Source organism: Mesorhizobium sp. M4B.F.Ca.ET.058.02.1.1, from assembly GCF_003952505.1.
In the GTDB taxonomy this organism is placed as follows: domain Bacteria; phylum Pseudomonadota; class Alphaproteobacteria; order Rhizobiales; family Rhizobiaceae; genus Mesorhizobium.
Genome location: NZ_CP034450.1, coordinates 1795835 through 1810080, shown reverse-complemented (window position 1 = coordinate 1810080; position 14246 = coordinate 1795835). Strand labels below are relative to the sequence as shown.

At 65.8% G+C, this 14246-nt stretch carries 11 protein-coding genes and 2 pseudogenes; 8 read left to right on the top strand and 5 right to left on the bottom strand.

Annotation, left to right across the window (positions count from 1 at the left end):
* Positions 1-39: 39 nt before the first annotated feature.
* Positions 40-492, bottom strand: a complete 453-nt coding sequence (locus EJ073_RS09250; protein ID WP_126055446.1) for a MarR family transcriptional regulator — start codon at positions 490-492, stop codon at positions 40-42.
* 104 nt (positions 493-596) lie between these two features.
* Between EJ073_RS09250 and EJ073_RS09245 the strand changes: the two genes are divergently transcribed.
* The 7 genes and pseudogenes from EJ073_RS09245 to EJ073_RS09215 all read left to right on the top strand — a co-directional run.
* On the top strand, positions 597-1421 hold the full coding sequence (locus EJ073_RS09245) for a p-hydroxycinnamoyl CoA hydratase/lyase (RefSeq protein WP_126055445.1): 825 nt from the start codon (positions 597-599) through the stop codon (positions 1419-1421).
* 81 nt (positions 1422-1502) lie between these two features.
* Positions 1503-2993, top strand: coding sequence for an AMP-binding protein (locus tag EJ073_RS09240; protein WP_126055444.1), 1491 nt, complete (start codon positions 1503-1505; stop codon positions 2991-2993).
* Positions 2994-3054: 61 nt separating this feature from the next.
* Positions 3055-3504, top strand: a complete 450-nt coding sequence (locus tag EJ073_RS09235; RefSeq protein WP_126055443.1) for a hypothetical protein — start codon at positions 3055-3057, stop codon at positions 3502-3504.
* Between the two features lie 36 nt (positions 3505-3540).
* Positions 3541-3963, top strand: coding sequence for an OsmC family protein (locus EJ073_RS09230; protein ID WP_126055442.1), 423 nt, complete (start codon positions 3541-3543; stop codon positions 3961-3963).
* A 14-nt stretch (positions 3964-3977) separates the two neighbouring features.
* A complete protein-coding gene (locus EJ073_RS09225) occupies positions 3978-4502 on the top strand; it encodes a hypothetical protein (protein WP_126055441.1) in 525 nt (174 codons plus the stop codon).
* A gap of 126 nt (positions 4503-4628) precedes the next feature.
* Positions 4629-5372 (top strand): 2OG-Fe(II) oxygenase, encoded by a 744-nt coding sequence (locus EJ073_RS09220; RefSeq protein WP_126055440.1) that lies wholly within the window; start codon positions 4629-4631, stop codon positions 5370-5372.
* 281 nt (positions 5373-5653) lie between these two features.
* Positions 5654-7269, top strand: a pseudogene (locus EJ073_RS09215) (ABC-F family ATP-binding cassette domain-containing protein); the annotation flags it as partial.
* A 15-nt stretch (positions 7270-7284) separates the two neighbouring features.
* Here EJ073_RS09215 and EJ073_RS09210 read toward each other — a convergent pair.
* The 4 genes and pseudogenes from EJ073_RS09210 to EJ073_RS09195 form a co-directional block, all read right to left on the bottom strand.
* Entirely contained in the window at positions 7285-9879 is a 2595-nt protein-coding gene (locus tag EJ073_RS09210) for an EAL domain-containing protein (RefSeq protein WP_126055439.1), read from the bottom strand.
* 233 nt (positions 9880-10112) lie between these two features.
* The gene (locus EJ073_RS09205; protein ID WP_126055438.1) at positions 10113-11006 is read right to left on the bottom strand and encodes a hypothetical protein; all 894 of its coding nucleotides are present in this window, start codon (positions 11004-11006) and stop codon (positions 10113-10115) included.
* Positions 11007-11100: 94 nt separating this feature from the next.
* A pseudogene (locus EJ073_RS32050) lies at positions 11101-12767 on the bottom strand (acyl-CoA synthetase).
* A gap of 172 nt (positions 12768-12939) precedes the next feature.
* Entirely contained in the window at positions 12940-13638 is a 699-nt protein-coding gene (locus EJ073_RS09195) for a YafY family protein (RefSeq protein ID WP_126055437.1), read from the bottom strand.
* Positions 13639-13758: 120 nt separating this feature from the next.
* On the opposite strand from EJ073_RS09195, the gene EJ073_RS09190 reads away from it, so the two are divergent.
* Positions 13759-14163, top strand: coding sequence for a VOC family protein (locus tag EJ073_RS09190; protein WP_126055436.1), 405 nt, complete (start codon positions 13759-13761; stop codon positions 14161-14163).
* The last annotated feature ends 83 nt before the right edge of the window (positions 14164-14246 follow it).

Below are 14246 nucleotides of genomic sequence, written 5' to 3'. Positions count from 1 at the left end.
ATCGGATTGTTTTGCTTGGAGTTGAGGGCGCGCCGGCGCTCACTCCGCCTCATCCACCCAGATCAGGCGCAGCAGACGCAGCAGCGTTGCCCGCTCCTTGCTGGTCAGCCGATGCAGGAAGCGGTCCTCGTGAAGGCGCACCTGACGCCGCCAGGCGGGCATCGCGGCCTTGGCCGCCTCGGTCAGCCGAAGCTCCTGCACGCGCCGATCCTTGGCATGGTCGTCGCGCTCGATCAGGCCGCGCTCCTCGAGTTCGGCCAGCAGCGGCGCCATGTTGGCGCTCTTCATGGCGAGCAGCCGGCAGAGCCCGGCGGCGCGGATGCCCGGCCGTTCGTCGATCAGCGCCAGCATGGCGTAGGTGACGGGGCGCAACTCCGCCTCCGCCATCTCGATAGCGAAATCGTTGAGCGCCAGCGCCGAGGCGCGCCGCAGATTGTAGCCGATCTGCGCGTCGAGCGCGTCCTCGGCGAGATCGTTGCTGGTTTCGTCCATGTTCGATCGATTGCCGCGATCCGGCCCCTTGTCAAGGTAAAAATACTATGCGACATAGCAAAGATAAAAGCTATGCAACATAGCGATCTCGGAGGAATTGACCCATGGCAGGAGAAACCGAAGACACCGTCGCCTTCGATGTGGAGGACGGCATCGCCTGGGTCCGCTTCAACCGGCCGGCCAAGCGCAATTCGATGAGCCCGGCGCTCAACCGGCGCATGATGCAAGTGCTCGACGAGCTTGAATTCCGCGACGACGTCAGCGTTCTCGTGCTCTCGGGCGAGGGCGCCGCCTGGTCGGCCGGCATGGACCTCAAGGAATATTTCCGCGAGACCGAGGCGAAGGGCCTGGGCGCCGTGCGCAAGGCGCAAGCCGAGGCTTACGGCTGGTGGCGGCGGCTGCGCTGGTACCGCGTGCCGACCATCGCCATGGTCAATGGCTGGTGCTTCGGCGGCGGCTATGGCCCGCTGTTTGCCTGCGATCTCGCCTTCGCCGCCGACGAGGCGCAGTTCGCGCTCTCCGAGATCAACTGGGGCATCCTGCCTGGCGGCGGCGCCACCAAGGTGGTGGTCGATCTGCTGTCGATGCGTGATGCCATGTATCACGCGCTGACCGGCGAACTGATCGACGGCAGGAAGGCGGCGGCCTGGAAGCTGGTCAATGAAAGCGTGCCGCTCAGCGACCTGAAGGCGCGCGTCGCCGAAGTGGCCGGGATTCTTCTGAAGAAGAACCCGGTGGCGCTCAAGGCCACCAAGGACGCCATCCGCCGCGTCGCCGAGATGACCTACGACAATGCCGAGGACTATCTGGTGCGGGCGCAGGAGGCGGCCAATTCCTTCGACAGTGAAGGCCGCAAGGAAGGCATCCGCCAGTTCATCGACGAAAAGAGCTACAAGCCTGGCCTCGGCGCCTACGACAAGGCGAGATGATCCGGTCGATGTGACCTGTCTCGGACCGGCGATCGATGCCGGCCGCAACCGATACGGCGCGTGACACGGGAGGAGATCGCAATGCCGGCCTGGACGACACCGGACCCCGTCGCCTTGCATGCCCGCGCGCAGCCGGACCGCCTCGCTTGCGTCGACCTCGCGTCCGGCCGGCGCTGGACCTATGCCGCGTTCGACGATGCCATCCAGCGCGCCGTCGCAGTGCTCGAAAACAGTGGCATAAAGCAAGGGCAGCGGATCGCCACGCTGGCCCGCAACAGCGCCGACCTCGTCATCCTGCAGCAGGCGGCGATGCGCCTCGGCGCCATCTTCGTGCCGGTCAACTGGCGGCTTGCCGCGCCCGAGCGGCAGGCCATCCTTGCCGATTGCGATCCCGTGCTTCTGGTCCATGACACCCCGCCCGACCTTGCGCCGCCGCCCGGCTGCGCCCCGCTCGCCGTCTCGCGCTTCGCGGCAGCGGTGGAAGAGCAAGCGCCGGCGCCGCGCCGTCCGTTGCCGCAAGCCGACCGGCCGTCGATCATCCTCTACACCTCCGGCACGTCGGGCCAACCGAAGGGCGTCAACGTCACCGAAGCCAATGCCTTCGCCACCGCCGTCAATTTCGGCGTCATCGGCCGCGTTGGCCATGACAGCGTCTTCCTTTGCGACGCGCCGATGTTCCATGTCATCGGCCTGATCACCAATCTTCGCCCCGTTTTGCTCAAGGGCGGCACGGTGCTGATTTCCGCCGGCTTCGATCCCGGCGACACCAACCGACGCCTTGCCGATCCGGCGCTCGGCGTCACCCATTATTTCTGCGTGCCGCAGATGGCGAGGATGCTGCGCGAGCATCCCGGGTTCGCGCCGCGACTATGGACATCGCTCTTGGCGCTCTTCACCGGCGGCGCGCCGAACCCTGCCGCGGATGTTCTGTGGTGGCTGGAGCAGGGCGTGCCGATGGTCGACGGCTTCGGCATGACCGAGGCCGGCACGGTGCTCGGCATGCCGCTGGAGGCCGAGCGCATCGCCGGCAAGGCGGGCTCGGCCGGCCTGCCGGCGCCGACCGTTTCACTGCGCATCGTCGATGGCGCCGGCACCGATGTCGCGCCGGGAGAGACGGGCGAGATCTGGCTCGCCGGCCCCAACGTCACGCCGGGCTACTGGAACCGGCCGCAGGAGACCGCACGCGCCTTCAGCGAGGACGGCTGGTTCCGCACCGGCGACATGGCGCGGCGCGACGAGGACGGCTTCGTCACCTTGGTCGACCGCCGCAAGGACATGTTCATCTCCGGCGGCGAGAACGTCTTCCCGGCCGAGGTCGAGATGGCGCTGCTTGCCCATCCCGACATCGACGAGGCGGCTGTGATCGGCATCGCCGACGAACGCTGGGGCGAGGTCGGCCGCGCCTTCGTCGTGTTGCGCGCCTGTTGTTCTCTCGACCCGGCGGCGCTCGCCGGCCACTGCGCCGCGCGCATCGCCCGCTACAAGGTGCCGAAGGAATTTTTGGCCGTGGAGACTTTGCCGCGCACCGCATCGGGCAAGATCCAGAAGCATGTGCTGCGGGCGCTGAAATAGAGAGGCTGGAATCCGGCCGAAACACCTTGCTTTGAACACCCTTCCTGCTCCAGGAAGGGGGATGTCCGACAGTTACCTGCGATTGGTTTCGTATGATCCGCACTGGCGCCCCGGCGAAGCGGCAGCCAGCGAGGCGGTGACGATCGCGCGTGGATTGTTTCCACGCGCCGAACATATCGGCGTTGAATCCGAGGAGGGGGTCACATTCTTCGACGCCGGAGCGAACACGGAAAGCATCAATTGCCCGCTATGCGGCAGTGACCTCGAGGCTTGGTGGGGCGAGGCGATGGACCGGGCGGCTGCATCTGGCTTTAAAGACCTTGCTGTCGTAACGCCTTGCTGCGAAAGGCCGACCTCACTCAACGAGTTGCGCTACGTATGGCCTGCCGCATTCGGCAGCTGCGCGCTTACGGTCGTCAATCCCGGAGAGACCTCATTGGCGGTCGACCAGCTGCGCAGGATCGAGCAGGCAATCGGCTCGCCGCTGAAGGCAATCTGGCAGCATCTTTGAGCTGTCCACCAACCCTGGCACGCCAGAGGAAATACGATGAGCGAGCTGAAGATCAGAACCCGAGCGACCGGCGCGCTGGCCGTCCTGCAACCCGGCGGCCTGCCGGTTGTCACCACGCCGACCGGCGGCGCGGTCGATATCGTGACCGGCGCGAGCGCGCCGGGCTTCAATCCGCTCGATCTGTTGCACGCCTCGCTCGCCGCCTGCATGGTGCTCAGCGCCCGCATCGCTGCCACGCGCCTTGGGGTCGCCGCGCAGCTTGGCGAGGTGCGCGCCGAGGTCGGCGGCGAGAAGGCGGCGGACGAGCCGTCCCGCATCGTCCGCTTCAGCATCAGGCTCGATATTTCCGGCGATCTCGACACGGCGACCAAGCAGCGCATCATCGAGGATGCCGAGGCGATCTGCACCGTCTCCAACACGCTGCGCGCCTCCCCCGAACTGCACACGTCGCTGGGGTGAGGGGACCGTTTCCCATGGCCATGATCCCGCCTATCGACTACGCGACGGCGTCGCAAGAAATCCGCGCCGAGCACGACAGGGAGCTCAGCTTGCGCGGGCGCATGACCAACATGAAGCGCATCCTGCTCAATTCGCCGGCCGCTCACCGCATCTATGCCGAATGGTTCACGCTGCGCGATCTGCTCAAGCCTACGCTGGACGACCGTGCCATCTGGCTGCTTTCGATGGCGATCTCGGAGACAATGCGCGCCGAGGTTCCCGTCACCTTCTTCCGCCGCGCGCTGATGGATGGCGGTCTCGATCCAGAGGCAATCGAGCCCACCGCCGACGAGACGCTGCTGATCGCCTTCGGCAAGGCGGTCGCCGCCGATGCCAATGCGATTCCGGATGAGCTCTGGGCAGCGCTCAAGGCGCGCTATGATGACACGCTGCTGGTCAACCTCGCCGCCTTTGCCGGCATCATGGTGGCGACCTGCGTGTTCACCAATGCGGTGCGGGTCGACCTCGATCCGGAGCTGGAGGGGTATCGCAAGCGGTGAAAGCGCGATCTTCCCTTCTCCTACAAGGGGAGAAGGTCAGGGCCGCGCCCAATCTCCGCATGAAACGGGTGGCTCCCAGCCTCCGCCCGCCCCATTTTCACGGTAGGCAAGCGACAGGAGGCCGCCATGACCATCCATTCCATCAGCGCCAAACGCGCCAGCCGCTCCGCCGAAACGCGTGTCGAGGCGCAAGACTGGCCTGCCCTGGTCTCCGAACTCAACGCCCATGGCTGCGCCGTCATGAAAAACCTTCTCGCCCCCGACGAATGCGACGAAATCGCCGCGCTCTATCCGCACGAAGAACATTTCCGCAGCCATGTGGTGATGGCGCGTCACGGCTTCGGCAAGGGCGAGTACCGCTATTTCCGCTACCCGCTCCCCGATCCGATCGAAGGCCTGCGCAGGGCGCTCTATCCGCGGCTGGCTGGCGTCGCCAACGACTGGAACGAGAAGATGGGCGCAGCGCTGCGCTATCCCGCCGACCACGCTGCCTTCCTCAAGCGCTGCCACGACGAGGGGCAGACGAGGCCGACGCCGCTTCTCTTGCAATACGGTCCCGGCGACTTCAACTGCCTGCATCAGGACCTCTACGGCACGCTCGCCTTTCCGCTGCAGGTGGCGATCCTCTTGTCCGAACCCGGCGAGGATTTTGAAGGCGGCGAGTTCGTGTTGACCGAGCAGCGCCCGCGCATGCAGAGCCGTGCCGAGGTGGTGCCGCTGAGGCGCGGCGACGCGGTGATCTTCGCCGTTCACAACCGGCCGGTCGAGGGCAGTCGGGGCTATTATCGGGTGAACCTGCGCCATGGCGTCAGTCGTCTGCGCTCGGGGCGGCGTCACACTGTGGGAATCATCTTCCACGACGCGAAGTAAAGCGCCGCAAGAGAGGGGGCACTGCGCCTACGAGAAAGTAGCGCACAGCGCCCTACGAAATCCCCTCTCTGGCATTTTCCAAGCACTTGCTCGGGGACAAGCCCGCTCGCAAATGCAGGAAAATGCTTTCTCCCCCGCAAGGGGGGAGATCAACTGTCGCCGCCGCCTTCGCCAATCACCACGGATGCTGGCTGCGGCGCTTCTGCCTCTTCCACTACCGCCTGCATTCGCGTATGCCCGGGCAAATCCCGCCACGTCAGCGCATTTAACCGGACCGCTCCATGATCCGTCTTGAAAACATCGGCAAGCAGAACGGCCGTCAGATCGTCTTTATCGAAGCCTCGGCCGCCTTGCAGAAGGGCGAGAAGATCGGCCTCGTCGGACCGAACGGCGCCGGCAAGACGACCTTGTTCCGAATGATCACCGGGCAGGAGCAGCCGGACGAAGGGCAGGTCCAGGTCGATCGCGGCGTCACCATCGGCTATTTCAGCCAGGATGTCGGCGACATGGAAGGTATGAGCGCCGTTGCCGAGGTGATGGAGGGTGCCGGCCCGGTAAGCGCGGTCGCCGCCCAGATGCGCGAGCTCGAGCACGCCATGGGCGATCCCGACCGCGCCGACGAGATGGACGCCATCATCGAGCGCTACGGCGAACTGCAGCACCGCTTCGAGGAGCTCGACGGCTATGCGCTGGACGGCCGCGCCCGCGAGGTACTGGACGGCCTCGGTTTCAGCCAGGAGATGATGGACGGCGACGTCGCCAAACTTTCCGGCGGCTGGAAGATGCGCGTCGCGCTGGCGCGCATCCTGTTGATGCGGCCCGATGTCATGCTGCTCGACGAGCCGAGCAACCACCTCGATCTCGAAAGCCTGATCTGGTTGGAGCAATTCCTGAAAAACTATGACGGCGCGCTGCTGATGACCTCGCACGACCGCGAGTTCATGAACCGCATCGTCACCAAGATCGTCGAGATCGACGCCGGTTCGCTCACCTCCTACTCCGGCAATTACGAATTCTACCAGGAGCAGCGGGCGCTGGCCGACAAGCAGTTGCAGGCGCAGTTCGAGCGCCAGCAGGCAATGCTGGCCAAGGAGATCGCCTTCATCGAGCGCTTCAAGGCGCGCGCCTCGCATGCCGCGCAGGTCCAGAGCCGGGTGAAGAAGCTCGACAAGATCGACCGCGTCGAGCCGCCGAAGCGGCGCCAGACGGTGACCTTCGAGTTCCAGCCGGCACCGCGCTGCGGCGAGGACGTGGCGACGCTGAAGGGTATCCACAAGAGCTACGGCAGCCGCACCATCTATTCAGGCCTCGACTTCCAGGTGCGCCGGCGCGAGCGCTGGTGCGTGATGGGCATCAACGGCGCCGGCAAGTCGACGCTTTTGAAGCTGGTGGCCGGCGCCTCCGAGCCCGACCAGGGCACGGTGGCGCGCGGTCCGAGCGTCAAGATGGGCTATTTCGCCCAGCACGCCATGGAGCTGCTGGAGGGCGAGCGCACCGTGTTCCAGACGCTCGAAGACAATTTCCCGCAGGCTGGCCAGGCGCCGCTGCGCGCGCTTGCCGGCTGCTTCGGCTTTTCCGGCGACGAGATCGAGAAGAAGTGCCGCGTGCTGTCCGGCGGCGAGAAGGCGCGGCTGGTGATGGCGCTGATGCTGTTCGATCCCCCCAACCTTTTGGTACTCGACGAGCCGACCAACCACCTCGACATGGCGACCAAGGAGATGCTGATCAACGCGCTTTCGCAGTACGAAGGCACGATGCTCTTTGTCTCGCACGACCGCCATTTCCTGGCCGCGCTTTCCAACCGCGTGCTGGAGCTCACCCCGATGGCATCCACACCTATGGCGGCGGCTACACTGAATATGTCGCGCGGACCGGCCAGGAAGCGCCGGGACTGCGGGGTAGGGCTGTTCCGCTACCCCGCCTGGAGCCATTTGCGCGACTGGGCGAAGGCCTTGAAGGTCTTGGCGTCCATCGGGGCGCCGAAGGCGTAGCCCTGCAGGATGTCGCAACCCAGTTCCTTGAGGATGCGCGCGTGATCCATCGTCTCGACGCCTTCGGCCACCACTTCGATGCCGAGCGACTTGCCGATCTCGATGATTGACGACACCAGCCGCCGCTGCGCCGTTGAGCCGGTGATCGGCGTGATCAGCTGGCGGTCGATCTTGAGCCGGCGCGGCTGCAGCTTGAGCAGGCTGACGATCGAGGCGTAGCCGGTGCCGAAATCGTCGATTTCGATGTCGATGCCGAGTCCCTTGATCTGCTCGATATTCCACGAAACGAAGTCGTCGTTCTCGTCGAGGAAGATCGACTCCACCAGCTCGAACGACACCGTCCCTTGCTTGATGGCGAGCTTGCGCAGACCCTTGATCAGGTCTCTGTCCTCAAGGCGCCTGGCCGAGACGTTGACCGAAACGCGCGGAATGTTGAGATGCGACCAGCGCTCGAAGTTCTCCAGCGCCTGCTTGAGAGTGGTGCGGTCGATCAGCGCCACAACATTCAGTTCTTCGGCGACCTTGAGATAGGCGGCGGGCGCGAGGATGCCGCGACGCGGATGCTTCCAGCGCGACAACGCTTCGACGCCGACGATTTCGAGCGTCCTGGCGTCGAACTGCGGCTGGTAGTAAGCGATGAATTCGTTCCGCTCCAGCCCGCCCAGGATTTCATCGGCGATCTGCTTGGTCCGAACGATCTCGCTCTGCAGCTCCGCGTTGAAGAACTCGTAGCGATTACGGCCATGGCTTTTCGCCCGGTACAGCGCGAGATCGGCATTGACGAGCAACTGCCTGGCGTCGACGCCGTCATTGGCGGCAATGCCGATGCTGACGCCGAACCGGCACTGGTGGCCCTGGAAATTTACCGGCTGGCGCATCTCCTCGATAATGCGGCTGGCGAGTTCGGCAAGCCTGTCGTCGCCAGCGCCATGGCCTACCACCACGAACTCGTCGCCGCCGATGCGCGCCACGAAATCGGCGGGCCTGGCGTTGGCCTTGATGACCTTGGAGGCGTGCACCAGCATGGCATCGCCCGCGGCGTGACCGAGCGTGTCGTTGATCTGCTTGAAGCGGTCGAGGTCGAGATGCAGCAGCGCGGTGCGGCCGGTTTCCCCGCTTTCGGCCAGCATCTCGTCGAGGTAGCGGCGATTGGGCAGGCCAGTCAGTGAATCGTGAAGCGCCACATGCTCGATGCGGGCGCTGGCAGCCTCCAGCTCGGCGTTCTTCGATTCCGACAGCTGCCGCTCACGCACGAGGTTCTCGTTGAGCAGCACGTCGCTGGTCACGTCCCATTCGGCGCCGATCATCTTCGGCGTGTCGCCGCTGTCCTGGAAGAACGTCGCGCGTGTACGGACGTGGCGGATAGTGCCGTCATGGTGGACGAGGCGGTATTGCGAGGAGTAGAGGCCCTTGGTCGCTGCGGCCTGGTCGAAATCCCGCCGCGCACGCTCGATGTCGTCGGGGTGGATCGTCCCTGCCCAGTCATCATAACCGCGCGGCTTGGCGTCGGCAGGCTTGCCGTAAATCTCGTTGACGCGCTCGTCCCACACCAGTTCGTTGGTGGCGAGATCGTGCTCCCACACACCGATGCCCGAGGCCTCCAGCGCGAGCTCCAGCCGTCCGGACAGGCGCCTCAATTCGGCATAGTTTTTCTGCCTCTCGCCGAACAGCCGTCCGGCCACCAGGATCGGCAACACCACCAACACGCCGGCGAGCGCCATGAGTGCCTGCAAGGTCCGTTCATTCTTCGGTGCCGCCGGCCAGCCACCCTTGGGAATGGCCGAAATCCGCCACGAGCCCGAGGGGAGCTCCACCTCGGCCGTCACCGGATTGCCGGCGACGACATTGTCGCCGCCGAAGAAGCGTTCGCCGCCGCCCCCCAGCGCATCCTTGCCGGTCAGGGCGACATCGATGTCGATGGCGGGATCGGTGAGGCCGCTCGCCGCGTAGAGCCGGTCGACATCGACCACCGCCGAGACGATGCCCCAGAAGCGGTCGCCGCCGCCCGCCGTCGGCACGAAGACCGGGATGCGGCCTATGAAGCCCCGCCCGCCTTGCGCCAGGTCGACCGGGCCGGCGAACACCAGTTCGTGCCTGTCGCGCGCCCGAAGCGCTGCCGCGCGCTGCGCCTCGTTCTTGCGGTAGTCGAGCCCGATCGCCTTTTCGTTGCCTTTCAACGGATACATCAGCGAGATGACGAGGTCCGGCGCGCCGGCGATGTTGCGCAGCTGCGACTTCTGCTCGAACAGATTGCCGGCGAGCGACGCAAATCTCTGCTGGCCCATATAGGGCTCGGTGACGATGGCCGACACCAGGCCCTGTGTGAGCTGAAGGTTGCCGTTGATGTTGCCCTCGATCTTGGCGCGGATGATGTTGACCTTGGCCAGGACATCGGCGCGCACCAGTTGATCGGAGACTTTTCTGTTCTGCTGGTCGGCAAATATGGCGCAGATCAGAAGCACGACAAAGGCTATCGCCGCCGGCACGTTGGCGGACGAAAAAACGGCCTGTCTCATGCGGCCTATGCTGAAATCCGTTCTGGCCAATTCGACCCGAATATCCTTCCTGGACAATAGTCGATCGGTCGAACCTAGTAGAAAGTGCTTAAATTTAGACTTCCAGGCCGGCCAGAAGTTTCAGCATTGGGCCGATTGCTGCAAGGACAGGAAGCGCCACGGATCAAGGGTAGGGAGGAGCTGACACAGCCGATCTCGCCACTTGGGGGAGATAGGCAGCTTCGACGCCGCGGTTATTTGCCGGCCATGTGGTCGGCCAGCGCCTGGGCCTGGGCAAGCAATGCCGGGAAGGCCGCATCGCCCGGCAGGCGCTCGCCCATGCAGGCGCGATAGTCGGCGTCGCCTTTCTCCCAGGCGGCATTGGCGGCATCGTACGACTTTTCGTCCTTGAGTTCCGAAGCCTGGTAGGCCTCCTGGAATTTCTGGGCGGCGGCGTCGGCCGCTGTCCACAAGCCATCGCAAGCCGCGATCTTCGGAACGGCGGGCGCCGCGGGTGCCTCGGCGATCATGACCCGATCGCCCTTGACCAGCGTGACGATGACCTGCTGGTCGTAGATCGGCCCGACATCCTGCGTCCAGCCGCCCAGCCGCGCGATCGCCATGTCGGCGCCTTCGGGCTTGATCAGCGCAAAGTCGAGCGTCTTGACGAAGGCGGCATCGGCGCCGATGGCCTGGGTGTAGAAGGCGTCGAGCTTCAGCGCGGCGTCGATGCCGGCGGGCAGCTTGAGATTCTCATCGGTCTCGTCGGCCCTGGACTTCAGCCAGCGCTCGGCGAGCCCGCGCGTCGTCGCGACAAGGCTCGGGCCGTCGTCGCTCGTGGTGTATCTCAGCCCGTCGAGCATGCCGAATCCGATGTCGGAGTCGCTCAGGCTTTGGAGATTGATCGTGCCGGTTGCCGGAAAACCCTCGACCGCCAGCGGGCCGAGAAGGGCGGATAGGCGCTTTTCGAGATCGGCCATCGCCTTCACATTCTGGGCATCGAGCGTTTCCACGGGAGCGTTCGCGCTTTCCTGCGCGGCGATGTCGGCAATCGCCCTGTCACGCGCGGCGATATAGTTGTCCTCCGGCGAGGCAGCGAGTGCCGCGCTGCCCGCAAGCATGAAGAGAAGTGTCCAGATCAACCGCATGACGTAGCCCCCAAAGTTAGCGATCAAAACCCTTCGGAGCCTTCGCCCGAATTGGCGGCTTTTGCGTGGCGGAAATCTACGGAGAGCTGAATCTTTACCCGGCCTTGCGCTTCTCCACCTCGGCCTTGCGCAGCAAGAACCGCTGGATCTTGCCGCTTGGCGTTTTCGGCAGTTCGGTGACGAACTCCACCTCGCGCGGATAGGCATGCGCCGAGAGCCGCTTCTTCACATGCTGGGCCAGCTCCTCGGCCAGCGCCTCGCTGCCTTTGAAGGCCGAAGCCAGCACGACGAAGGCCTTGACGATCTCGGTGCGCTGCGGGTCGGCACGCCGACCACCGCCGCCTCGTTGACCGCCGGATGTTCGATCAGCGCGCTTTCTACGTCGAACGGGCCGATGCGGTAGCCGGCCGAGGTGATGACGTCGTCGGCGCGGCCGATGAAGGAGACGGAGCCGTCCGGCTCATACTCCACCGTGTCGCCGGTGCGGTAATAGCCGCCCGCGATCGCCGGCGTCTCGGCCTGGTGGTAGCCGTCGAACCAGCGCAGCGGGGACTTCGCAATGTCGACCGCGAGGATGCCGGGCTGATTGGGGCCGAGCTCGTTGCCCGCCTCGTCGAGCACCACCATGCGGTAGCCCGGCATGGCGAAGCCGGCCGAGCCGGCGCGCACGCTATGCGCCAGGCCATGATGGTTGTTCACCATCATGCCGTTCTCGGTCTGCCCGTAATGGTCGTGGATGGGGGCGGCGAGATGAGCGTCGAACCAGCGGATCACTTCGGGGTTGAGCGGCTCGCCGGCACTGCTTACGACACGGAGCTTGCCCTTGACGCGGGCTGCGGCCTCCGCGCCTTCCGCCATCAAAAGCCGGTAGGCGGTGGGCGAGCCGGCGAGGCTGGTGACGCCCAGCCGCTCGATGATGTCGTAGGTGCTTCTGGCGTTGAAGGCGCCTTCGTAGAAGGTGGTGGCGATGCCGAGCTGCAGCGGCCCGGTGATGGCGTAGTACAGGCCATAGGCCCAGCCGGGGTCGGCGATGTTCCAGAACACATCGTCGGGGCGGAGCCCGATCGCGTCGCGCATGTAGGCGCCGAAGGCGAGCAGCGCGTTGAGCGGCACCGGCACGCCCTTTGGATGGCCGGTGGTGCCCGAGGTCGACATCATCATGAACAGGTCGTCGCCCTTGCGCATCGCCGGCGGGCAGTCGGGGGCGGCGGCGGCAAGCGCTGCGCCGAAATCGATGTCGCTGGCGGGCAGGGTGTCGCCGGCGCCGAGGATGGTGGCGACGCGCGGATGGTTCTCGACCTCGTCGAGCTTGCCGCGGTTGGCCGGGTTGGTCACCACAAGCTTGGCCTTGCTGTAGCTCAGCCGGTGCTCGATCGCTTTCGGTCCGAAGGCGGTGAACAGCGGCTGGTAGACCGCGCCGATGCGCCATGCGCCGAGGATCAGCGCCACCAGCTCGGGGATGCGCGGCAGCATGCCCGCCACCACATCGCCAGGGCCGATGCCCAGGCCCTCGAGCATGTTGCCGGCGCGGCCGGACATGTCGGCAAGGTCGTCGAAGGTGAATTCGCGCAGCTCGCCGCTGGCCGAGACGGCGCGCAGCGCCAGCCGGTCCTCACCGGTGTAGCGCCCGCAGCATTCGACATAGGCGTTGATGCCGGTTGCCGGATCTCCGTGCAGCCGGCTGATCTCGTCCTCGAGGTGGAAATTCTGGACCGCGTCCTCGTAGCGCGGCAGGCCGGCCGAAGCTCTGGTCATGGCAATCCTCCCTCAGCGGCCAGCCATCTCCTGACGGCGGGCCGACGCCTCCAGATTGCCCGAAAACGCGGCGCGGGTCGATTGCGGCGATGGCCGGGGAGGGCGTCTTTATAGTGACGGGAGGGGGACGCGCTCGCCGGCTTTCGCCAATTGCCTGCGTTGAGGGCGAAGGCATGCGCTAAGGCAGGCGCAATCCTTGCGCCTCCATATGCCGCTTCCAGCGGCTGCGCAGCTCTGCCGGCCGGCAACCGATGCGCTCGTCGAGAAACGCGGCAGCGCTGATGCGGTCGGTGCGGAAATGGCGGAAATCCTGGCGCAGCTCGCACCAGGCGGCGAGCAGGCGCACCGTTTCGGCATAGCCGATCATCGTCGGCCAGACGACGCGCTCACTGCCCTCGTCGCGTTCGTTGCGGTAGCGGATGCGGATCTTGTGGCCTGTGCGGATCGATGCGCGTGCCCGCGCGACATCGAGCCCGTCGGGCAGGCTCGCCCGGCTGAGCGGCGCGCCGACGCTGGGGTGGCTGACGAACGGGCGCAGGCGCTCGGGCACAGCGATGGCGATCTTGGCGATCAGGTCGCGCGCCGCGCCCGCCAGCACCGCATCGCCCTTGTCGGCCACCCATTGCGCGCCGAGCACGGCCGCCTCAAGCTCGTCCGGGGTCAACATCAGCGGCGGCATGTCGTAGTCGCGGTCCAGCACGTAGCCGACGCCGGCTTCGCCCCGGATCGGCACGCGCTGGCCGATGAGGTCGGCGATGTCGCGATAGACCGAACGGCGCGAGGTCTCGAGCTCCTCGGCGATCCGGCTGGCGGTGATCGGGTCGGTCGAGCGTCGCAGGATCTGGATGATCTGGAACAGTCTGTCGGCGCGGCGCAAGGCATGTCTCCTGCTGCCACTATGCTGGCAACAGGCCTGGTCCACAAGTCGGCACAGGGCGCCTCAACAGGCGCTGGCACCGACGGAGAAGACTCCGCGGCTATCCGATGGAGAAAACTCATGAATTTCGTTTCGACCCGCATCATCACCGCCGACGTCAGGCGGCTGGTCGCCTTCTATGAGGAGGTGACCGGCACCCTGCTGACGCTTTACACCGACGATTTCGCCGAGCTGACCACCGAGGCCGGCACGCTCGCCATCGGCAGCACGCGTACGCTGCAGCTCTTCGGTGGCGACCATGTCGCGCGACCGGCGGCCAACCAGACGGCGATCATCGAGTTCCGCGTCGCCGATGTCGACGCCGACTACCGGCGGCTTGCCGACCGCATCGCCGGCTCACTGGTGCAGGCGCCGACCACCATGCCCTGGGGCAACCGCTCGCTGCTGTTCCGCGACCCCGACGGCAACCTCGTCAATTTCTTCACGCCGGTGACCGCCGAGGCGATCCGGAAGTTCGAGAGGTGAGGGGGCCGAGGCGCGACGCTCGCGGTGGGCGCAACCCTTGGCCCCTCCGGCGCCCGCCTGTACAATCGTGAGATGAATGCAGG